This is a genomic window from Shinella sp. Sh6, assembly GCF_055392685.1.
In genome coordinates, this window is the sequence record NZ_AP044006.1 from 432,709 (window position 1) to 453,536 (window position 20,828).

Below are 20,828 nucleotides of genomic sequence, written 5' to 3' on the forward strand. Positions count from 1 at the left end.
GCGTCCAGGCGGCCTATCCGATTTCCGGGAGGACGTATCGGGTAATCACGAGCGCGTCCTCCTCGACGGAAATCTCGATGATTTCGTTGAGAAGCTCCTCACTGTTCGCCAGCTCGTCCAGCACGGCATCGAACATCTCGCGTTGCCGAGCCGGCAGAACCTGCGGGACGATGATGACGAGGCCCGCATGCAGCTCCTCCTTCGCATAGAGCTTTCGGAAGTCGCGGGCATTGTTCGTCACGAAGGTGAAATTGCCTGGAGCTGTTCCAGGAGGATGATTTTGTGAGGGGAGCGCGCCGGTCACGGAAATCTGCGCGCCGATCGGCATGATGCGCCGCCAGATGACGATCTGGCTGAACAGGTCCACGCGAGACGCCAGCGGTGACGCGGGCGCTGGCGGCAGGCGGTGAGGGGGGCGGCTGGTAAGAGAGGGAGAGGGGGGAAGGGGCGTTCGTGGCGGATTGAGATGGCTGGAGAGAGGCTCCGGCCAGTCCGCCGCGGAGACATGACATGGCACAGGCCATTCAGAAAATCGCGCTCAACGTCGGACGCGATATCCCCTTCAACAAGCTCGTTCTCAGCCAGCAGAACGTGCGCAAGACCAAGGCCGGCGTCTCTATCGAAGACCTTGCCGACGACATCGCTCGCCGCGGGCTGCTGACCAGCATCAATGTGCGCGCCGAAATCGATGCCGAGGGTAAGGAAACCGGCATCTATCGCATTCCTGCCGGCGGCCGCCGCTATCGCGCCCTCAAGCTGCTGGTCGACCGGAAGCAGCTGACGAAGACCACCGGCGTCCCCTGCATCGTCAGCGAAGGCGAAACGCTCGAAGCGGAGGACTCGCTTGCCGAAAACGTCAATCGCGCCGATCTTCATCCGCTGGATGAGTTTCGCGCGATGATGGTCCTGCGCGAGCAGGGGCTCGACGAGGAGGAAATCGCCGCCCGCTTCCACATCTCGGTTGCGACGGTGAAGCAGCGCCTCCGCCTGGCAACAGTATCGCCCCGTCTGCTCGAACTTTACGGCGATGACCAAATGAAGCTCGGCCAGGTCATGGCGTTCTCGATCACCAAGGATCATGCCCGGCAGGAGCAGGTCTGGGAGACGATTTCGCGCACGCAAAGCACCGATCCCTACTACATCCGCCGGCTGCTGACCGAAACGGCGATCCGGGCGAGCGACCGCCGCGCGGTGTATGTCGGCATCGAAGCCTATGAAGCCGCCGGCGGCATTGTCATGCGGGATCTCTTCGAGCAGGACAACGGCGGATGGCTCCAGGATCCGGCGCTGCTCGAACAGCTCGTGCTGGAAAAGCTGACGGCTGGCGCCGAGGCGCTGAGGACCGACGAGGGTTGGAAGTGGGTCGATTCCGCCATCGACTTCCACTTCGGCCACGCGTCCGGCCTTCGCCGCCTTTACGGCAAGCAGGCGGAACTCACCGAAGAAGAGCTGGCGCGTCATGATGCCCTGACGGCAGAATTCGACAAGCTCAACACGGAATATGAAGCTGCCGATGACTATTCGAAGGAGACGGAAGCGCGCCTCGATGATCTTGATTCCCAGCTGCAGGCGCTGAATGAGCGACCCTTTGTCCTCGATCGCGAGGACGTCGCTCGCGGCGGCGCCTTTATCTCGCTGGCCGCCAACGGCGAACTGAGAATCGAGCGCGGCTTCGCCCGGCCGGAAGACGAACCCGTTACCGATGCTGAGGGCGGCGATGACTTCGAGCAGAACGGTGACGATGGCGACGACACCGCCGCGGAAGGTGGTGGTGTGACGATCAACGGCAAGCCCGTTGGTGTCGAGGAGCCGGACGAGGACGACGGCAAGATCCGCCCGCTGTCGGAACGGCTCGTCGAGGACCTGACTGCCGCCCGCACGCTTGCGCTCAGGAATGCGCTCGCCAATGAGCCGCTGGTGGCCTTCGTCACCGTGCTCCATCTTCTCGTGCTGAAGACCTTCTACCACTACGGCACGGCGTCTTGCCTGGAAATCACCGTGCAGCATACGGTCTCGACCAAGACGCAGGGCCTTTCCGACACGGTCTGGGCGAAGGAGATCGAGCAGCGCCAGGAGAGCTGGGGGCATGATCTTCCCGGTGACGCGGACGCGGTTTGGGACTACCTGATCGCGCTCGATCAGGACAGCCGGATGGCGCTGTTTGCGCATTGCGCGTCGATGTCGCTGAACGCCACGATCCAGCAATGGAATCGCCGGAGCAAGGAAAACCAGCATGCCGTGCAGCTGGCCCAGACGATCGGGTTCGGCATGGTGGGGGCGGGCTGGACGCCGACGGTCGACAACTATCTCGGTCGCGTGACCAAGGCGCACATCCTGCAGGCCGTTCGTGAAGCAAAGGGCGAGCAGTCGGCCCAGCTTATCGATCACCTGAAGAAGCAGGACATGGCGCGCGAAGCCGCCCGGCTGCTCGACGGCAGCGGATGGCTCCCGGAAGTGCTGCGCTATCCTGCCGATGCAATCTGCGAGGAGGTCGGGATTTCGGAGACGAACGATGTGGTGGCCGTGGACGAGGACGTCGAAGCCGGCGAGGTCGTGCTACCCGCTTTCCTGACCGAAGACCTGGATGGCGAGCAGACGGCCTCCGATCCTGATGACGACCAGGGCGGGCATCTCGAGGCCGCGGAATAATTCCTCAGACCACCAGCGATCAATCCAGGGCCCGGCCGTCGCGCCGGGCCCTTCTGTTTTTCGAAATTCGGAGACGAACATGTCCGTCATGACCATCTACGAACGCGCGCCGATCGGCGCGATGATCGCCTTTCGCAACTCTGTCCCGCGGCCATCCGAAGAGGACGCCGATGCCCTCGCTGCCTGGAAGAAAGGCAATGGCTTAGGTTGGCTCGTTCGATGCACGCCGCCTCGTTCCAGTATCATTGGGTCGGCGGCAGGCGCGATTACGCTTCTACCGGGCGCGTTTCAAATGGATCTCGATGCTGCGATCGCCGCCCGGCAAGCCTTCCCACTCGATAGCGATCTCTCGTTCGAGGTTGTCCGTCGCCCCGTCGCCGGCGAAGTTCGTGTCCTTCAGGAATACGGCGCCCACAGCATCCTGCTCTACCTTGCCCCAAGCATGGTCGACGCCCGTCGCTGGGTCGAAGAGAGCGGTCACATCAATATCCGCCTCGAAGAGGTTTGCGTCGAGGAGATCTGCGCGGATGTCATCGAAGGACGGGCCGCCTGATGCGCAACGACACCTACGACGAACTTGAGCGCATCGCCAACAAAGCAGGAAGGGACGGGGTCATCCTGCTCTTGCCGGTCAGCCGCCGGGCTGAACGGAAAGACCTTTCGCGCCGCCGTATGGAGCGCCTCTCGGACCTCGCCAGTTCTAAGAGCGGCTTCAGTCCTATCCTGCGCGATCGCAACGGGGACCAGGTTGACGGTTTGCCGTTCGACGACTGGTAGCGCGACAAGAAGCTCGCGCTCCGACATGCTCGTCAGTCGCCGCAAGAGGAAGAGGCGGGCAGTTCGGGGGGCGGGTTGCGGGTGCTCCGGGAGGGGGTCCGCAGCTGACTTCTTGCCGCGCCAGATGGCTCACCCTGCGGTTCATTTTCATCCCACCGGCCCGGTTGGCGCGATAGCGCCGGCCGGGCTCTCTCGTTTTAGGAGAACTCAACATGCACTCCATGATTCCCAGTTCGCCGGCTGTATCGTCCGGCTTCAAGGTCGATATTTCGCGCGGAGAGCGCATCGGCCGTGTATCGTCCGAATGGTTCTCACGGCCCGACGACGAGCGTTATCTTTCGCTCTCCGACCTCCATCGCGCAGTCAGCGAGCGGACGGAACGCGCCCGGGTTCGCACTGTCGAAAGCGCGGACATCCGCGTCGAGGCGACACGCGACAACGCCGAACGCCTTTTCCTTGTCGTTCCCGGCAGCCATGTGCCGCTGGCGCCGACCCACTGGAGCTACGGCCAATTGTGCAGCCTTGTCGGCGCGCCGGCGAGCTACATGCGCCAGCTTCCCGCGCCGCTCGCAGCAATCAATCTCCAGCACGGGCTGCTCAACCACAGTGCCGAACTGGTCAAGACCCTGGAGATGGACGACGGGCGGGTCGAGTTGCGGGCGGTGACGGGTCCCGAATACGGCCGCATCTGGGATAAGGAACTTGTCGCGGCGGTGATGAGCATCGCCGGGAACGGAACCGGCGACACGATCTGGAAGGTGCCAGGCGTCCTCGACTGGTCGACCATGACCCATAATCCTTTCGTCGACGTCACCAAGGACACGACGACGCTCTACGCCAGCGACAGGGACGTCTTCCTCTTCTTGGTGGACGATACGCACCCCATCGAGGCGGGACGGCTGCCGAACGGCGAGCCGGATCTCTACTTCCGCGGCTTTTATGCCTGGAACTCGGAGGTCGGCTCGAAAACACTCGGGATCGCCAGCTTCTACCTTCGTGCCGTGTGCATGAATCGCAACCTCTGGGGTTGCGAAAATTTCGAGGAAATCACCATCCGGCACTCGAAGTTCGCGGCAAAACGCTTCGCGCATGAGGCCGCGCCGGCACTGATGAATTTCGCGAGCTCATCGCCGGCGCCGTTTATCAACGGCATTCGTGCTGCCCGCGAGAGGATCGTCGCCCGCAACGAAGAGGATCGGTCCAGCTTCCTGCGCAAGCGTGGGTTCTCGAAGGCGGAAACCGGCAAGATCATCGACACGGTCCTCTCGGAGGAGGGGCGACCGCCGGAGAGCATCTTCGATTTCGTGCAGGGCATCACCGCGCTTGCGCGCGGAAAAGCGCATCAGGACACCCGCCTGGACCTGGAAGGCAAGGCGCGCAGGCTGCTCGAAAGTGCGGCCTGACCAGGTTCACTCCCGCAAACACCCGCCTTGATCTCATCAGCGCCCGGCCATCGTGCCGGGTGTTCGCGAACATGGAGAACGCACAATGACCAGCTTTTCCTTTCATGCACAGGTCGCCGCGCAGGCTATCGAAAAGGTCGGCCGCCTTTTCAACGCCTCGTTCGACGATATTCTCGCTGAACGGCTCAAGAACGCACGGCGCGCCGGCGCCGCGAAGGTCTCGATCGACCATGTCGACGATCCGCGGTTGGGCCGGCAATCCGCATGACCGATGACGGCGCGGGGCCGGGGGCATCAAAGCAGCTTCGTTGCCGTCTGTTCGATCGCGACCGCGTCGCTGGCGGCCTTAAGGTCGATGCGGCCCGAGATCGACGCTTTTTTCCAAGGAAGGCGTCGCCGATTCTTGAGCGCGACGACGAACGGCTTCTTCCCAGGCTTCATGATGGCCCGGCTGAATGTGGCACATGACTGTCTTCCATCAGCTGCTCTTGCTTGCGGGAGCCTGCCCACGATCAGGGAAGGCGAGGGATTTCGCCATCGCCGACACGCCAGACCCAAGGTGTGATCTCGGGTCTTGTCCCGATCATGTCGGCGAGCGCGCGCTCGTATTCTTCGTCGGCGCTCGCCGGAACGATGAACATGGCCACCGGCGCGGGTTTTTGCTCGGGCAGCGTAACCGACACGATCGGCGCGTCGCGCGGAAGGTTGAAGCGCAGGCCCTTCACGCTCTTCCTCTTCAGATGGCTGAGCTTTTCCAGCAGTCGCAATTCGTTGATGTCCTCGAAGGGCAGCCAGTGCTCGTTCACAACCATCAATGCAACTTCATCGGCCGACGCGATGCCGGAAGTCGAGATGCCGAACGTGGCAATGAGGATCAGATGGAACGCCTCGCTGGAATGCCATAGTTCGAGCTCGATTTCGTGGCGAGCTGCCAGCCGCCGCCAGGCTCGATCCTCGATCATCACAGGGAAGGGCATGTGCCGCACGACGATCCTCTGCCCCTCGCGGGCCGGGCAGACCTCTTTCACCTCCGCGACAATCATCATCAGCTTGCGCGGTCCCGAACCTGTCGCCTGCACGCCTTTCAGCGTGCTCGCGCGCCGTGCGGCGATGCCGTCCTTGTCGTCCGTCTGGTAGACCTCCGGCACATAGAGCATGTCGCTGAGCGGGCCGCCTCTCGCCGTCATCTGTGACGCTGCGTTGATCAGGCTGGTGCGGACACGTCTCCAGCCGCGCCGCCCGGCCCAGACGGAACGCCATTCCGTCAGTTCGCCGGCCTCCCAGAGATAGTGGAGCATGGCCTTGAGCGACAGTTTGCGCGGTTCGCTGCGAATGCCTGGTTCCGACTGTTCCGTCGGTGTGCCGGCCGCAGCGCGCGGACCCCGCTTCGCCAGGGAAAAATCGAGCTTCAGATCGGCTTTGCCGCTGGCGTCGATCTGGATGGCGCTGCCGATGAGCGGCCCGAGCCCGGAAAGCTCATATGGCGGTTCATAGGAAGGGCAGGCCGGATCGTGCTCGCGTCCGGATAGCGGCATGCGCTTTACAAGATACTGATCATCCAGTCGGGCGATGTACATCGCGACGGTCGGCTGCCTGCACATGCACATCGGACGAAGCCGTTCTTCATAGGCGCGCGGAAGAAGCGCCCGGAATTCCGGGGAATTTTCCGAGAATGCCTGATCGCCGATCATGAATGTCCGCACTGTCGCTCTCCTCTTTCCAGACAAAGCCCTGCGTGGTGTGACGATGTTATACTGTCATCGATTTGCATAGTAAAACATCGTGCCGGGCGGCTGCGACAGGCGACGAGGCTGGAGGGTCGGGTGAGAGGGAGGCTTCGGGCCAGGCGGCCTGGTTAAAGACTGGAGAGCGCGTGCCGCTGAGGCGACCCTTACCGCGTTCGGGCCTCCAACCGCCGGAGGCCAGCTTTTTTCCCCGCGCCGGCGAAGCCGGCGCTCCTCGCGGAGCAAAAAACCTGTCCCCGGCGGCCCGGCGCTGCGCTGGGCCGCGGCGCAAGCGCCGCGGTTCCGGCCCGCCCGCCGGATGGAAATGGATCGCCGTCAGGCCGCGAGAGGCGCGGCCGTAACCGACGGAGATCACCATGAACGTCCAGCTTCCCATCGATGCCGCTACTGAGCTCCACACATCGTCCCCGACCGACCGGGTCATCTACGAGATGCAGGTCTACGGTTATCGTCCCTTCCAGGACGAGCCGGATCCGCGCCCGCTACCGGAGGAGCCGGTCGTCCAGTCCGCGCTGACCGCGATGTTCGACGCCTTCGCCGAAATGCTCGCCGACACCCGGCTGGAACCCGATCTCGAAGACATGCTCTGGTCGACGGTCAATCTCTTCCACCGCGCGGGCGAACGCATCCAGCGCGAGCTTCAGCGCAACGAGGACGCCCAGCGAAACGGACAGCGCGAGCAGGACGGTTCGGAAGTCAAGAGCGTCGAGCTCGAACGCCATATCATGGAGGCCATCACGATCCTCGAGCGCCGCAACACCCTCGAATTCATGCGCGACTATGCATCCGACCTCTTCGAGGCGCAGACCGGCTCGACATGGCGGCCGCGCACCGGCTCGAAGGTCAATCACGCCAACATGAGCGCGGCGATGATCGATAGCAGAGATTTCCTCTCTGCCCGCCGCCGCGCCGAGACCGAGGTGCTGATCCCGGTCGGCACCAAGATCGCCTTCGGCGGCGGCCTCGACTATATCGATCACGACCGGATCTGGGCGGCCCTCGACACGGCGCTCGCCAAGCACACCGACATGGTGCTGCTGCATGGCGGTTCCCCGAAAGGCGCTGAGCGCATCGCGGCGTGCTGGGCATCCCGCGGCGTGACGCAGGTCGCCTTCAAACCGAACTGGAGCAAGCACGCGAAAGCCGCCCCGTTCCGCCGCAACGACGAGATGCTCTCCGTCATGCCGGCAGGCGTCATCATCTTCCCGGGCTCCGGCATCACCGAAAACCTTCGCGACAAGGCCGCCGCTTCGGCATCACCGTCTGGGAGCTGACAGGAGGCGGCGCGTGAGCACCGTTTTCTTGCAAATCTGGAAAATCTGGATATTATGGAGATCGATGAAGGAGAGAGACTATGCGGCACTTTACGACAGGCGATCTCAATAAGCAGGTCGGTGACGTCACAGACGCCGCCGCCCGCGAACCGGTGGTGCTCACGAAGCACAGGAAACCACGCTTCGTGCTCATGAGCTACGATCATTACGAGCGCATGCGCACTGGCGGCGATCTGCGCGAGGTACATCGTGCATCGCAGATGCCCGATGCGCACGAAGAGTTGTTCGGTTTGGCAATCGACCGGCTGGTGCGCGGCGAAGGCTATGACGATGAGCCGTGAATATCTACCTGGTCAGGTCATCACATATCCATATCTCTGGACTTGGCAGAACGAGCGCGATGAAACCGAAGGCCGAAAGGCCCGCCCGACCTGTGTCGTTGTCGCCGTGCGTGGTGCCAATGATGGCCTGACTCATTTGGCGCTTCTCGCCATCACGACACAACCGCCGCAGGCCGATCGGATTGCCTTGGAGGTTTCCGCAATTGAGTGCCGGCGCGCCGGTCTCGGCGATCTCAAGCAATGCTGGGTGATCGTCGATGAGTATAACTATGACATCGCCGAGCGTTCTTGGTACATTGAGCCCGACAAGAAAACCCTTGGGCGGTTCAGCAAGACATTCATGATGAAGATCGCGACCGCTTTCGGAAGCGCACGCAACTCCGGACGTCGTGTAAGCCGTCTCGACTGACCCGATGCGTACGCCTTGGAGTCTAATCTCCACGTGCGATCGCTTCTCGTAACCGCATCTCCAGCACATCGAAAGACCAAACATGACGATGCTCCGAGATGCCATAACCATGGCTGCGCTCGCCCACGACGGACAGACCGATAAGATTGGCGCGCCCTATATCTTCCATCCATTGCGAGTGGCCTCAACATTTTCGGACGAGATGCTGCAGGTGATCGCCGTGTTGCACGACGTTGTCGAGGACACAGACACGGCGCTTTCAGATATCGACGCCCGGTTCCCGCAGGCTGTCGTTAATGCGGTTGAGGCGCTCACCCGGCGCAGCGAGGAAAGCTACAAAAAGTTCATCGATCGTGTGGCGCTGAATCCGAACGCTAGATTGGTGAAAATTGCCGACATCCGTGACAACCTTCGCCCTGGCCGAACACCTTCGTCTGCGGTATGAGGCGGCATTGAAGGTGCTGGAGCAAGATTAAAGCGACACATAGGGATAGGATCGTCAGGCAGGAGAAGGTGGCCTGCGGCCACTATCGCAGTTCCGCGTCCAGTTCCGTGTCGATGATGTCCAGGGCGGACACAGGTAGCATCTCCCCGCGCCGGAATTCGTCCTCCGCCTTTAGCAAGGATCGGACCGCATAACGACGGTCTTCCCCGTGCGCCATATCTTCGCGGATCAGCGCGCGCATATTCACTCGGCGTGCATTTCATCGGGAAAACTTACATGCAGGTTGGCGGTCATGGCCGCGCCCTCCCGGATGGCTTTGTCGTTCTGGATTTCGATCTCCGTGAGTTCAATGTCAATATTTGACATCCGTATGACAGCTACGACGTTGGCAATGAAGGGCATCGCCGCAGGTCTCGGGCGGGCGCTGGCACGGCTGGTTCCCTCTTTCTCCCCGCGCAGCAAACGCGGGCCGAAGGCCGGCTTCACCATCTGCCGGCCCGCGGAACGGCTTGGCCGTTCCGCTCCTTCGAGACGATGCGGTCGCTGAGAGGGAGAGGTGGGCCGGGAGGGGGCAGGTCTGTTGGTGGAAAAAGGAGAGCGGCCATGGCGATGATATTCATAGGCGGATCACGCGACATATTCGAGCTGCCGGAACCGGTGATAGCGCGCATCGGCGCGATGATCGCCGCCGATCATGGCCTGCTCGCCGGCTACGGCTATGACCGACGACAAAGGGGGCGGTCATGGAGACCCACAGTAGAACGCGACCGGGTGCGCCGCGGCAATACCTCGCCCATTCCCTCTATTCGGCCGATCTTGGCGGACACGATCCAGGCCGCTATCGCGCCGTACGCCACCATGCGCCCCGATGCCCCGGCTCTCGTGCGTCCCGGTATGGCTGTGTGCACGTCCTACGGCACCGGCGGCATCGTCATCGCGGTCAAAGGACCCGCCATTCATATCGCCCAGGACGGTAACGAGTATCCGCATTTCACGATCGTCTATGTCCCGGCCGATCTGTGTGGCCGACACTCGAAGCTGGATCACAACTGGATCAACGAGTGCGTTGTTGTCGATGGGCGCATTCTGAAGCTGCGCGAAGCCAACAGCGACGAGGTTTTCGTCGAGGCCATGGCTCCCGGTCCATCCTGATCGATCGCGATCAAACGCCCGCCTGCCGTTTCCATCTCCCCGCCAGGCCCGGTGCTCGCGAGAGCGCCGAGCCTGTTCACGTTTCAGGAGAGTCCTATGACCCTCTCACCATGTGCCCATTCGCCCACCGCCGCGCCGGTCTTCCTCAACTTCCGTTCCGAGATCGTCCAGCCGGTGTGCTTTGCCGTCGTCTATTGGGACGGTCCGGGCGACACACTCTACGCCTTCGAGGATCGTGACGCTTTCGACCGCCAGCGCCTCTGCGCGGAGCGCAACCTCGTCCATGTCCAACAAATGTCCGCCGGCGAAGCCGCGGCGTGGATCGCTGCCGGCGGCAAGGCCGTGCTGCACGAAGTCTCGGTTGCCGGCATCGCTGCATTCGGGAACCTCAAGCTCGCGCCCGGCTGAAGGCCGGGCGCCGCCGCCCGTGCCGCCGAGAGGGAGAGAGGGGCCGGGAAGGTGTGGCCTGGCGGGGTTGGAGAGCGCCCGGCGGCCGGCTCCTTTCCGCTCTCGATGAGGTTTCCCATGAACGCTCAGTCCTCCTTTGCCACGAACCCGTTTGCCAGCAAGCCCCGCTTGCCCGAACAACGCAGCCGCGCCAGCACCATCTTTGCAGCCGGGAGTGCGCTCGTGCCACTTCTCGAAGCCGGCCAGTCCATCACATCGGCCCACCTGCGCGCCGTCCTCACCACTGAATCCGGCGGCTCGGACGCCGAGGGATTCTGGTCGTGGAAGGACGCATACGAGGCGACCGAAGTCGCCCAGGTGCTCTTCCTTCGCAAATTCGGCTCGGCCATATCCGCCCGGACGAATACGCCCGAGGCGGCTCTCTCCATCCTGACCAGGCTCAACGCGCTCATTCCGACACACACTCGCCGATCCGAGGAAAGCCAGAGACTCCAGCAGTTTTCGACGCCCGTCGAACTTGCCTATGTTGCGGCGCGGGCCGCCTCCATCAAGGCGGACGACGTCCTGCTCGAGCCGTCCGCCGGGACCGGCCTCATGGCGATCTTCGGCGAGCTCGCCCACGCGCGCCTCGTGCTCAACGAATATGCGCCGGTTCGACACGCCCTCCTCGAACATCTGTTTCCCGGAGCACCGGTCACGCACCACGACGCGGCCCATATCGATGACTATCTCGATCGCGCCGCTCGCCCCACCGTCGTGTTGATGAACCCGCCGTTCTCCGCCGGGGCACATGTTGAGGGCCGCATGGCCGATGCAGCATGGCGGCATCTCACCTCGGCTTTCGCCCGTCTCGCTTCGGGCGGCCGCCTTGTCGCCATCACCGGCTCCAGCCTTTCTCCCGACAACCCGAAGTGGCGTGACGCCTTCCTTCACTTGCAGGAGCGCGGCACGGTCGCGTTCAGCGCAGCGATCGCCGGCAGTGTCTTCGCCCGCCACGGCACGACGATGGAAACGCGGCTGACGGTCATCGACAAGATTGCGGCGGCCGATCCGACGAAGCTGGTTGAAAGTCGCGGTGTCGCACCCGATCTTACCACATTGCTCTCCTGGATCTCGGGCCTGCCGCCGCGCTCTCCGTCGGCGGCATCGAACTCCATAGGCGCGCTGTCCAACGGCATTCTGCGGGCCTGCGCCGCGAAAATGGCTGCGCGCAAGGCCGCCGAAACACTGCGCCCCGCCGCTGTCGCGGGATTGCGGCCGAGCCCCGTGGTCTCTCCCCGCGCACCGACCCGGGCGTCATTGGCCCCCGCGCCTGCCCATGAGGAGATCGTCGAACTCGCCTACGAACTGCGCGATGCGCCGCCGTCGACGCGTCTGGATGCCGCCGACGGCATCTACGAGCCCTACGAGCTGCGAGCGATCCGCATTCCGGACGCCCAGCCGCATCCCGACAAGCTGGTCGAGTCGGTCGCCATGGCATCGGTCGCCCCGCCCAAGCCGAGCTATCGGCCCCACCTCCCCAAGAGCGTGATCACCGCCGGCGATCTGTCGGACGCCCAGCTCGAAAGCGTGATCTATGCCGGCGAAGCCCATTCGGGCCATCTCGCCGGTTCTTGGAAAGTCGATGCCTCCTTCGACAATCTCACCGCCGTCAGCCCGGAAACCGAAGGCGCGGTGCGATACCGTCGTGGGTGGTTTCTGGGTGACGGCACGGGAGCCGGGAAGGGCCGACAGGCCGCGGGCATCATTCTCGACAGCTGGCTAAAGGGTCGCCGGCGGCACGTCTGGATCTCCAAGTCCGAGACGCTGATCGAGGATGCCCAACGCGACTGGAGCGCGCTCGGTCAGGAGAAGCTGCTGGTCACGCCTCTCTCGCGCTTCCGGCAGGGCAAGCCGATCAAGCTGGACGAGGGCATCTTGTTCGTGACCTTCGCGACGCTCCGCACGGACGAACGCGAGGGGAAGTCCTCCCGCGTTCAGCAGATCGTCGATTGGCTCAGCGAGGGCGAAGGTAAGGAGGGCGTGGTCGATGAAGCGAGGCTATTCGACGGCGTCATCATCTTCGACGAGGGCCATTCCATGGCCAATGCCGCCGGCGGCAAGTCCGACCGTGGCGACAAGGCTGCCTCCCAGCAGGGCCGCGCCGGCCTTCGCCTTCAGCGCGCGCTGCCCGACGCACGCGTCGTTTATGTCTCGGCGACCGGTGCATCCGAGGTCGAGTCGCTCGCCTATGCGGAACGGCTCGGTCTTTGGGGCAGCGCCGACTTCCCCTTCGCCACGCGCAGCGAGTTCATTGCCGCCGTCGAGGATGGCGGCGTCGCGACCATGGAGGTGCTGGCGCGCGACCTCAAGGCGATGGGCCTTTATGCCTCTCGCTCGTTGTCGTTCGAGGGCGTCGAATACGAGATCCTCGAACATGCGCTGACCGAGGAGCAGATCCGCATCTACGATTCCTATGCCGAGGCCTATCAGGTGATCCACAATCGCCTCGATCAGGCGTTGGAAGCGTGCAGCATCACCTCGGCGACCGGCACGCTCAACAAAAACGCCAAAGCCGCGGCGCGCTCCGCCTTCGAGAGCACGAAGCAGCGTTTCTTCAATCATCTTTTGACGAGCATGAAGACGCCGACGCTGATCAGCACGATCAACCAGGACGTGGCGGACGGTCATGCCGCCATTGTCCAGCTCATCTCGACGGGACAATCGATAACTGAACGGCGGCTCGCCGAAATCCCGACAGAGGAATGGAACGACATCCAGGTGGACGTCACCCCGCGCGAGATCGTCGCGGAGTACCTCATGAACTCCTTCCCGACCCAGCTCTTCGAGGAATACACGGACAGCGAAGGCACACTCCTTTCCCGGCCGGTCTATGATGCCGACGGCAATCCGGTCTTGTGCCGCGAGGCCGTCGCCCGCCGTGACGAATTGCTGGAAAAGCTCGGTAGCCTGCCGGCGATCCCGACCGCGCTCGACCAGATCGTCCAGCACTTCGGGACGCAAAAGGTTGCCGAGATCACCGGGCGCTCCCGTCGCATCGTTCGCCGGGATGGTGACGGCGCCTTTGCACGCTTTGCCGTCGAGAGCCGGCCGGGCAGCGCCAATCTCGACGAGACGCGCGCCTTCATGGATGACCGGAAGCCGATCCTCGTCTTCTCGGAAGCCGGTGGAACCGGGCGCTCCTACCATGCCGATCTTGGCGCGAAGAACCAGCGCCAGCGCCTGCACAACCTGCTCGAAGCCGGCTGGCGCGCCGATGTCGCGATCCAGGGCCTCGGGCGCAGCCATCGCACCAACCAGGTCCAGCCGCCGCGCTTCCGGATGGTCGCGACCGACGTGAAGGCAGAGCGGCGGTTTCTCTCGACGATCGCCCGGCGGCTCGACACGCTCGGCGCGATCACCCGTGGCCAGCGCCAGACCGGCGGGCAGGGCATGTTCCGCAGCGAGGACAATCTCGAATCCCAATACGCCCGCGATGCGCTCAGGCAATTCTACAAGCGCGTCCATAGCGGTGCTGTCACCGGCTGCTCGCTGGAAACCTTCGAGACGATCACGGGCCTCTCACTCTGCGACGAGGATGGTGGGTTGAGGGATGAATTGCCGCCCATCCACACCTTCCTCAATCGCATGCTGGCGCTGACCATTGCCATGCAAAACGTCCTCTTCGAGTCCTTCGAGGAACTGCTGGCGGCCCGCATCGAGGGTGCCATCGCCGCCGGCGTCTACGACAAGGGCCTGGAGACGCTGACGGCCGATCGCATGACGCTGAAGGATCGCAAGCTGGTCTACACTCATCCGGTCACGGGCGCGCAGTCGCACCTTCTGACCATCGAGCGCCTGGACCGCAACCGGCCGATGCTCATCGAGGATGCCCTTCGTCTGGTGGCGCACGACCCGCGCGCCAAGCTGATGATCAACGCAAAGTCCGAACGCGCCGCGGTCATGGCCCCGACGCGCTCCATCATGCTCGAGGACGGCTCGCTCCAGCCGCGCGTCGCGCTGATCCGGCCGATGGACGAACTGCGCTTCGAGATCCGTCATCTCGAAGAAACGAACTGGGAGGAGGCCGACGAACAGGTGTTCGCCGCCGCCTGGAATGCCGAGGTCGCCAAGGTGCCGGAATTCTCGACTTCGACGTTGCACGTCGTCTCGGGCCTGCTACTGCCGATCTGGAAACTGCTGCCGCAGGATTATTGCCGGGTCTACCGCCTGCAGACCGACGATGGCGAGCGCATCGTCGGCCGCGTGATCGCCCCGGCCGGCCTCTCCCGGCTGTGCAACAATTTCGGGATCGACCGGAGCGAGGTGCTCGACCCGGAGCAGGCGTGGCGGTCGGTGGTCGATGGCTCCTCAATCATCAGCCTCGCGGGCGAGATGACGGTGCGCCGCGTCCGGGTCATGAACGACAACCGCGTCGAATTGACCGGCTTCACGGACGGGATGCGCGACTGGCTACGCGCGATCGGCCTGTTTTCGGAGATGATCGCATGGAAGCTGCGCTTCTTCATTCCGGTCACCGAGGAAGGCGCTGCAATCCTGTCGCGCCTGATGCAGCGTCATCGGTTGCTCGATGTCGTCAGCCGGCACTGAAGGAGGATCGCCATGCTCACGGCCTCCGAACTGGCGAACCGTCTCGCGCGTGCTGTCGAGGCGGTCTGCCGGCACGACCGCTCCGCCGGCCGCAGGGCCGGCAATTGCTGGATCGTCGGCGACACTGCCAACAGCAAGGGCAAGTCGCTCTACGTTCATCTGTCCGGTCCACGCGCCGGCCGGTGGACCGAATATGGTGCGGCGCGGGTTACGTTACGGTTCGGCGATCAGGCGCTGCCCTGCAGACGGTCGACGGTTTCCACGCAACAGAATGTCAGCACGCGGGGGATTTCGTGATGCCCTGCGATGCTTCCGAACTGGCACGCCGTTTGGCTCGCGACGCCGAGGCGGTCTGCCGCCATTATCTGTCCAACGGCCGGCGTCGGGGCCGCTACTGGACGGTGGGCGACGCTCGCAACACGCCCGGCAGATCGATGTTCGTCCGGCTGAGTGGACCGGAATCCGGCCCCGGCGCTCAGGGGCATTGGACCGACGCCGCCTCGAGCGAGTATGGCGACCTTCTCGATGTCATCCGGGAGAGCTGCGGGTTCACCGACTTTCGCGATGTCGCCGATGAGGCGAGGCGCTTTCTGAGCCTGCCGCGCGACGAGCCGCACGGCGCCCTGAAATCCTCTCGTTCGCCTGCCTCTGCCGGGTCGCCGAAGGCCTCGCGGCGGCTCTTCGCCATGTCGCAGCCGATCCCTGGAACGCTGGTCGAGGCCTATCTAGGCCACCGCGCCATCACCATGCTTGCTGGAACCGGATCACTGCGTTTCCATCCCCGATGCTTCTACAAGCCCGATGAGCATTCCCCGACCGAGACCTGGCCGGCGATGATCGCCGCCGTCACCGATCTTTCCGGCGCCATCACCGGCGTGCATCGGACCTGGCTCGCCCCGGACGGCTCAGGCAAGGCGCCGCTCGATATCCAGAGGAAGGCGATGGGTGGTCTTCTCGGTCATGCCGTCCGCTTTGGGGTGGTCGAGGATGTTCTCGCTGTCGGAGAAGGCATCGAGACGATGCTGTCGTTGCGGTGCGCATTGCCTGCCATGCCGATGGCGGCCGCGCTGTCGGCCAACCACCTTGCTGCCCTTCTGTTTCCGCCCGCGCTGCGCAGGCTCTACATCGCCCGCGACGCCGACGCCGCGGGCGACATGGCCTTTGCAGCATTGTCCGAACGCGCCGAAGCCGCAGGTATCGAGGCGCTCGCCCTGTCGCCGCGCATGGGCGACTTCAACGAAGACCTGCAGGCCTTCGGCCTCGCCAAGCTACGAGCCAACCTCCAATACCAAATCATCCCGACGGACAGGAGGCGGTTTATGCGCATCGGAGCGGCCAGCATAAAGTGACCGGCCTGCTGTCTTGACAGCGGCCATATATCCTTTATTCTGGATATATGGATAATGATACGGCAATCGCGGCGCTCGGTGCCCTGGCCCAGACCACGCGGCTGGAGACCTTCCGGCTTCTCGTTCGGCACGAGCCTGATGGCATCCCGGCCGGCGAACTGGCCCGCCTCATCGACGTGCCGCAGAACACGATGTCGGCCCATCTCGCGACGTTGTCGCGGGCGGGACTGGTCACGAGCGAACGGCAGAGCCGATCGATCATTTATCGCGCCGCCCTCAACGGCCTGCGTGAGCTGACGCTGTTCCTGCTGAAGGACTGCTGCGGCGGATCGACGGAGCTTTGCGCCCCGCTGATCGCCGAGTTGGCATCCTGCTGCAGCCCCGAGGCGAAGGTGTCATGAGCATCATCAGGCTGGAGCAGATCACAGGCAGCGATGCCGGCCTCAAGGCGGCTTTGACCGACGCCCATCTGCCCATAGACGACATCGAGGATGGCGGCCGGACCTTCTTCAAAGCGCTGTCAGCCGAAGGCCAGATCGTTGGCTTCTCCGGTCTCGAGCGCTGCGATGGCGACTACCTCCTCCGCTCCGTCGTCGTGCATCCGGATCGGCGCGGATCCGGTCTCGGCAAAGCCATGGTCGAGGGGACGGTGGCGAGTCTCGTCCCTGGCGGCGCCGTCTTCCTCGCGACGACGAGCGCGGCGCCCTTCTTTGCGCGCATCGGATTTTCCGAAGTCCAGCGCGATAGCGTACCCGCAGCGGTGCTGGCGACGCGCCAGCTTTCCTCCATCTGCCCATCGTCAGCGACCATCATGAAGCTTATCAAGCCGCCGACCTAACCGCGGACCACGACCATGACCGACAAGACCTACAACGTGCTGTTCCTCTGCACGGGCAATTCTGCTCGTTCTATTCTCGCCGAATCCGTCCTCGACAAGGAAGGCGGCGGACGGTTCAAAGCCTATTCCGCCGGCAGCCAGCCGAAGGGGGAGGTCAATCCGCACGCCCTGACGGAATTGGAGGCGCTCGGCTATCCCTCGACGGGCTTCTTGTCGAAGAGCTGGGACACGTTCGCCGAACCCGATGCCCCGCAGATGGATTTCATCTTCACCGTCTGCGATAGCGCCGCCGGCGAAGCCTGCCCGGTCTGGATCGGCCATCCGATGACGGCCCATTGGGGCGTCGAGAATCCGGCCGCCGTCGTCGGATCGGACGCCAAGATTCCGCGCGCCTTCGCCCAGGCCGCCCGTTTCCTCAAGAACAGGATCATGGCCTTCATCAATCTCCCGCTCGCCTCGATCGAACGAATGGCGATCGAGACCAGGCTTCGCCAGATCGGTGCGATGGAGGGCACGACCAGCCTCGAAGGAAAGTCCGCCTGATGTCCACGTTCGAACGCTATCTCACCATCTGGGTCTTCCTCTGCATCATTGTCGGCGTGGCCCTTGGCCATTTCATGCCCGGTCTCTTCCAGAGCATCGGCGCGGCCGAGGTCGCCAAGGTGAACATCCCCGTGGCAGTTCTGATCTGGCTGATGATCATCCCGATGCTGCTCAAGATCGATTTCCGGTCTCTGGCGCAGGTCGGCACCTATTGGCGCGGTATCGGCATCACGCTGATCATCAACTGGGCCGTCAAGCCGTTTTCCATGGCGCTGCTCGGCTGGCTGTTCATCGGCTGGCTGCTGCGCCCCTATCTGCCGGCCGATCAGATCGACTCCTATATCGCCGGCCTGATTATCCTGGCCGCTGCGCCCTGCACGGCCATGGTGTTCGTCTGGAGCAACCTGACGCGCGGCGAGCCGTTGTTCACGCTGTCACAGGTCGCGCTGAACGACGCGATCATGGTCGTCGCCTTCGCGCCGATCGTCGGCCTGCTGCTCGGCCTCTCCGCCATCACCGTGCCGTGGGACACGCTTGCCCTGTCGGTTGCCCTCTATATCGTCGTGCCCGTCATCATGGCACAGGTTATCCGCCATCGGCTCACGGCCGACGGAACGACGCGGGCGCTGGATGGAATGATCGCGACGTTGCAACCGGTGTCGCTGGTGGCGCTTCTTGCAACCCTGATCCTGCTCTTCGCCTTCCAGGGCGAGCAGATCATCGCCCAGCCCGCTGTGATCGGCTTGCTCGCCATCCCGATCCTGATCCAGGTCTATTTCAACTCCGCGCTCGCCTATCTCCTGAACCGGATGACCGGCGAACGGCATTGCGTTGCCGGCCCGTCGGCCCTGATCGGCGCCAGCAATTTCTTCGAGCTTGCGGTCGCCGCCGCCATCAGCCTGTTCGGCTTCCAGTCCGGTGCCGCGCTCGCCACTGTCGTCGGTGTGCTGATCGAGGTTCCGGTGATGCTCTCGGTTGTCTGGATCGTGAACCGCTCGAAGGATTGGTACGAGGCTGCCCCCGCCGTTTCCCGAAGCACCGTTACCGAAAGGCAATGACCATGGACGCCATCATCTACCACAACCCCGCCTGCGGAACGTCCCGCAACACGCTGGCGCTGATCCGCGCGGCCGGGATCGAACCGACCGTTGTCGAATATCTCCAGGAGCCGCCGACGCGCGAGCAGCTAGTAGCGATGATCGCAGATGCTGGCCTGACGGTCCGGGAAGCCATCCGCGAGAAGGGCACGCCCTATGTAGATCTCGGTCTCGACAACCCGGACCTGACCGACGAGCAGTTGCTCGATGCGATGGTCGCGACACCGATCCTCATCAACCGCCCCTTCGTCGTGACCCCGCTCGGCACGAGGCTGGCCCGCCCGTCCGAGGCCGTGCTCGACATCCTGCCCGACACCTTCAAGGGGCCGTTCTTCAAGGAGGACGGCGAAGAGGTTCTCGACCAGGAAGGAAAGCGCATTGCCTGACACGTTCCCCGCTTTGCAGGATCAGCACCTGCGCACGACCGACGTCGATGCCCTGCGCCCTTCGTTCTCGACGCACAAGCCCCGTATCCTGATCTTGTACGGCTCGCTGCGCGAGATCTCGTATAGCCGCTTGCTCGCATTCGAGGCCCGCCGGCTGCTCGAGCGGCTCGGATGCGAAGTTCGTGTCTTTGACCCGAGGGGTCTGCCGCTCCCTGACGAGGCGCCAGTGAGTCACCCGAAGGTGCAGGAACTGCGCGAGCTTTCCCAGTGGTCGGAAGGCCAGGTCTGGGTGAGCCCGGAACGCCACGGCGCGATGACCGGCATCATGAAGTCGCAGATCGACTGGATACCGCTCTCGGTCGGATCGGTTCGGCCGACCCAGGGAAAGACCCTCGCCGTGATGGAGGTCTCGGGCGGCAGCCAGTCCTTCAATGCCGTCAACCAGATGCGGATCCTCGGTCGCTGGATGCGGATGATCACCATCCCCAACCAGTCCTCCGTCGCCAAGGCCTATCAGGAATTCGACGCCGACGGCCGGATGAAGCCCTCGTCCTATTACGACCGGGTGGTGGACGTCTGCGAGGAACTGGTGAAGTTCACCGTCCTGACGCGCGATGCTTCCCCCTACCTCACCGACCGCTACAGCGAGCGCAAGGAACAGGCGGCCGAGCTTGAGAAGCGTGTATCGTTGCGGTCAATTTGACGGGCTCGGCGCGGCGACGAGGCTCCGCTTCGTCGCCATCGCCACCGCGACAAACGCCGCAATACCGATCGAGCCGAGTGCGGCGCTCAAGACGAGCGGCGCACGTCATGGCCGCCATGCCAATGGTCTCGGCGCTGACTGCCAAGCACCTCGCCACCTTCGAGCTGCCTTCCGGTTGCGTGCGTCTCTACATCGCCGCGGACGCGGATGCCGCCGGCCGGAACGGCATCGAGCGATTGAAGTGCCGGGCGCGCGCCTGCGGGATCCTGCCGCTGGTGCTCGCCCCGGAACTTGGCGACTTCAATGACGATCTGCGGCTGGACCCGAGCCGGCTCATCGCCAGTCTGAGAGCACAGCTCGCCCGGGAAGACGCAACCGTCTTTCTGCCGTCGTGATGAGGCCGTGATGAGGAGATGCAGCGGGGTGGGAGCGGCGAAGGAGAGGGCAGGGCATATCGCTCGCCGCACGGAGGACCGCGCCCGCGGGCCTGCCGAGAGGCGACCCTTACCATCAGGCGTTCAGGCCTCCAACCGCCGGCGGCCAGCTTTTTCCCCGCGCCGGCGAAGCCGGCGCTCCTCGCGGAGCAAAAAACCTGTCCCCGGCGGCCCGGCGCTGCGCTGGGCCGCGGCGCAAGCGCCGCGGTTCCGGCCTGCCCGCCGGATGGAAAGGGATCGCCGTCAGGCCGCGAGAGGCGCGGCCCCCAACCGACGGAGACCATC

The 20,828-nt window shown here is 63.9% G+C and carries 23 protein-coding genes and 3 pseudogenes; 21 read left to right on the forward strand and 5 right to left on the reverse strand.

The features are described 5' to 3' along the window. Positions 1-13 precede the first annotated feature (13 nt). Entirely contained in the window at positions 14-367 is a 354-nt protein-coding gene (locus ACZ5TO_RS20415) for a hypothetical protein (RefSeq protein WP_343059604.1), read from the reverse strand. Between the two features lie 143 nt (positions 368-510). On the opposite strand from ACZ5TO_RS20415, the gene ACZ5TO_RS20420 reads away from it, so the two are divergent. The 5 genes from ACZ5TO_RS20420 (at position 511) to ACZ5TO_RS20440 (ending at position 5,097) form a co-directional block, all read left to right on the forward strand. Continuing rightward, positions 511-2,649, forward strand: coding sequence for a ParB/RepB/Spo0J family partition protein (locus tag ACZ5TO_RS20420; RefSeq protein ID WP_464800472.1), 2,139 nt, complete (start codon positions 511-513; stop codon positions 2,647-2,649). Between the two features lie 79 nt (positions 2,650-2,728). Continuing rightward, positions 2,729-3,202, forward strand: a complete 474-nt coding sequence (locus ACZ5TO_RS20425) for a hypothetical protein (RefSeq protein ID WP_464800473.1) — start codon at positions 2,729-2,731, stop codon at positions 3,200-3,202. Continuing rightward, positions 3,202-3,426 (forward strand): hypothetical protein, encoded by a 225-nt coding sequence (locus ACZ5TO_RS20430; protein ID WP_464800474.1) that lies wholly within the window; start codon positions 3,202-3,204, stop codon positions 3,424-3,426. Before ACZ5TO_RS20425 ends, ACZ5TO_RS20430 begins: the two co-directional genes overlap by 1 nt. Positions 3,427-3,638: 212 nt before the next feature. Continuing rightward, the gene (locus ACZ5TO_RS20435) at positions 3,639-4,829 is read left to right on the forward strand and encodes a DUF932 domain-containing protein (protein ID WP_464800475.1); all 1,191 of its coding nucleotides are present in this window, start codon (positions 3,639-3,641) and stop codon (positions 4,827-4,829) included. An 85-nt stretch (positions 4,830-4,914) separates the two neighbouring features. Then, positions 4,915-5,097: a hypothetical protein gene (locus ACZ5TO_RS20440; protein WP_184146907.1), complete on the forward strand. Its 183-nt coding sequence runs from the start codon at positions 4,915-4,917 to the stop codon at positions 5,095-5,097. A gap of 26 nt (positions 5,098-5,123) precedes the next feature. On the opposite strand, the gene ACZ5TO_RS20445 is transcribed toward ACZ5TO_RS20440, so the two are convergent. After that, entirely contained in the window at positions 5,124-5,270 is a 147-nt protein-coding gene (locus ACZ5TO_RS20445) for a hypothetical protein (RefSeq protein WP_464800476.1), read from the reverse strand. Between the two features lie 71 nt (positions 5,271-5,341). After that, positions 5,342-6,532 (reverse strand): DUF1173 domain-containing protein, encoded by a 1,191-nt coding sequence (locus ACZ5TO_RS20450; RefSeq protein ID WP_464800477.1) that lies wholly within the window; start codon positions 6,530-6,532, stop codon positions 5,342-5,344. Between the two features lie 398 nt (positions 6,533-6,930). On the opposite strand from ACZ5TO_RS20450, the pseudogene ACZ5TO_RS20455 reads away from it, so the two are divergent. From ACZ5TO_RS20455 to ACZ5TO_RS20470, 4 genes and pseudogenes are all read left to right on the forward strand, one after another. Next, positions 6,931-7,865: pseudogene (locus tag ACZ5TO_RS20455) on the forward strand (DUF2493 domain-containing protein). Between the two features lie 63 nt (positions 7,866-7,928). Continuing rightward, entirely contained in the window at positions 7,929-8,189 is a 261-nt protein-coding gene (locus ACZ5TO_RS20460) for a type II toxin-antitoxin system prevent-host-death family antitoxin (RefSeq protein WP_184146915.1), read from the forward strand. Next, positions 8,179-8,598, forward strand: coding sequence for a hypothetical protein (locus ACZ5TO_RS20465; RefSeq protein WP_464800478.1), 420 nt, complete (start codon positions 8,179-8,181; stop codon positions 8,596-8,598). The genes ACZ5TO_RS20460 and ACZ5TO_RS20465 overlap by 11 nt, the downstream gene beginning before the upstream one ends. A gap of 82 nt (positions 8,599-8,680) precedes the next feature. Continuing rightward, entirely contained in the window at positions 8,681-9,043 is a 363-nt protein-coding gene (locus ACZ5TO_RS20470; RefSeq protein ID WP_184146917.1) for an HD domain-containing protein, read from the forward strand. An 82-nt stretch (positions 9,044-9,125) separates the two neighbouring features. Here the strand turns inward: ACZ5TO_RS20470 and ACZ5TO_RS20475 are convergent, their stop codons facing one another. Both ACZ5TO_RS20475 and ACZ5TO_RS20480 read right to left on the reverse strand, forming a co-directional pair. Continuing rightward, positions 9,126-9,284, reverse strand: coding sequence for a hypothetical protein (locus tag ACZ5TO_RS20475; RefSeq protein ID WP_246434379.1), 159 nt, complete (start codon positions 9,282-9,284; stop codon positions 9,126-9,128). A gap of 2 nt (positions 9,285-9,286) precedes the next feature. After that, entirely contained in the window at positions 9,287-9,532 is a 246-nt protein-coding gene (locus tag ACZ5TO_RS20480; RefSeq protein ID WP_464800479.1) for a hypothetical protein, read from the reverse strand. Positions 9,533-9,646: 114 nt separating this feature from the next. On the opposite strand from ACZ5TO_RS20480, the gene ACZ5TO_RS20485 reads away from it, so the two are divergent. From ACZ5TO_RS20485 to ACZ5TO_RS20540, 12 genes and pseudogenes are all read left to right on the forward strand, one after another. Continuing rightward, on the forward strand, positions 9,647-10,195 hold the full coding sequence (locus ACZ5TO_RS20485; protein ID WP_464800480.1) for a hypothetical protein: 549 nt from the start codon (positions 9,647-9,649) through the stop codon (positions 10,193-10,195). A gap of 96 nt (positions 10,196-10,291) precedes the next feature. Beyond that, positions 10,292-10,603, forward strand: a complete 312-nt coding sequence (locus ACZ5TO_RS20490) for a hypothetical protein (protein WP_184146920.1) — start codon at positions 10,292-10,294, stop codon at positions 10,601-10,603. Between the two features lie 117 nt (positions 10,604-10,720). Beyond that, positions 10,721-15,193, forward strand: a complete 4,473-nt coding sequence (locus tag ACZ5TO_RS20495; RefSeq protein WP_464800481.1) for a strawberry notch-like NTP hydrolase domain-containing protein — start codon at positions 10,721-10,723, stop codon at positions 15,191-15,193. A 12-nt stretch (positions 15,194-15,205) separates the two neighbouring features. Further along, positions 15,206-15,385, forward strand: a pseudogene (locus ACZ5TO_RS20500) (DNA primase); the annotation flags it as partial. Between the two features lie 104 nt (positions 15,386-15,489). After that, the gene (locus ACZ5TO_RS20505) at positions 15,490-16,542 is read left to right on the forward strand and encodes a DUF7146 domain-containing protein (protein ID WP_464800482.1); all 1,053 of its coding nucleotides are present in this window, start codon (positions 15,490-15,492) and stop codon (positions 16,540-16,542) included. A gap of 47 nt (positions 16,543-16,589) precedes the next feature. Continuing rightward, positions 16,590-16,943, forward strand: a complete 354-nt coding sequence (locus ACZ5TO_RS20510) for an ArsR/SmtB family transcription factor (protein ID WP_464800483.1) — start codon at positions 16,590-16,592, stop codon at positions 16,941-16,943. Further along, complete coding sequence (arsN2, locus tag ACZ5TO_RS20515; RefSeq protein ID WP_464800484.1) at positions 16,940-17,380, forward strand: arsenic resistance N-acetyltransferase ArsN2; 441 nt, start codon at positions 16,940-16,942, stop codon at positions 17,378-17,380. Before ACZ5TO_RS20510 ends, arsN2 begins: the two co-directional genes overlap by 4 nt. A 15-nt stretch (positions 17,381-17,395) precedes the next feature. Continuing rightward, positions 17,396-17,923: an arsenate reductase ArsC gene (locus ACZ5TO_RS20520; protein ID WP_464800485.1), complete on the forward strand. Its 528-nt coding sequence runs from the start codon at positions 17,396-17,398 to the stop codon at positions 17,921-17,923. Continuing rightward, complete coding sequence (gene arsB, locus ACZ5TO_RS20525) at positions 17,923-18,981, forward strand: ACR3 family arsenite efflux transporter (protein WP_464800486.1); 1,059 nt, start codon at positions 17,923-17,925, stop codon at positions 18,979-18,981. The genes ACZ5TO_RS20520 and arsB overlap by 1 nt, the downstream gene beginning before the upstream one ends. 2 nt (positions 18,982-18,983) lie before the next feature. Next, a complete protein-coding gene (gene arsC / locus ACZ5TO_RS20530) occupies positions 18,984-19,406 on the forward strand; it encodes an arsenate reductase (glutaredoxin) (protein WP_464800487.1) in 423 nt (140 codons plus the stop codon). Next, entirely contained in the window at positions 19,399-20,109 is a 711-nt protein-coding gene (gene arsH, locus ACZ5TO_RS20535; protein ID WP_281396996.1) for an arsenical resistance protein ArsH, read from the forward strand. Before arsC ends, arsH begins: the two co-directional genes overlap by 8 nt. Positions 20,110-20,207: 98 nt before the next feature. Further along, positions 20,208-20,504 (forward strand): annotated as a pseudogene (locus ACZ5TO_RS20540) (toprim domain-containing protein); the annotation flags it as partial. Positions 20,505-20,828: the final 324 nt, after the last annotated feature.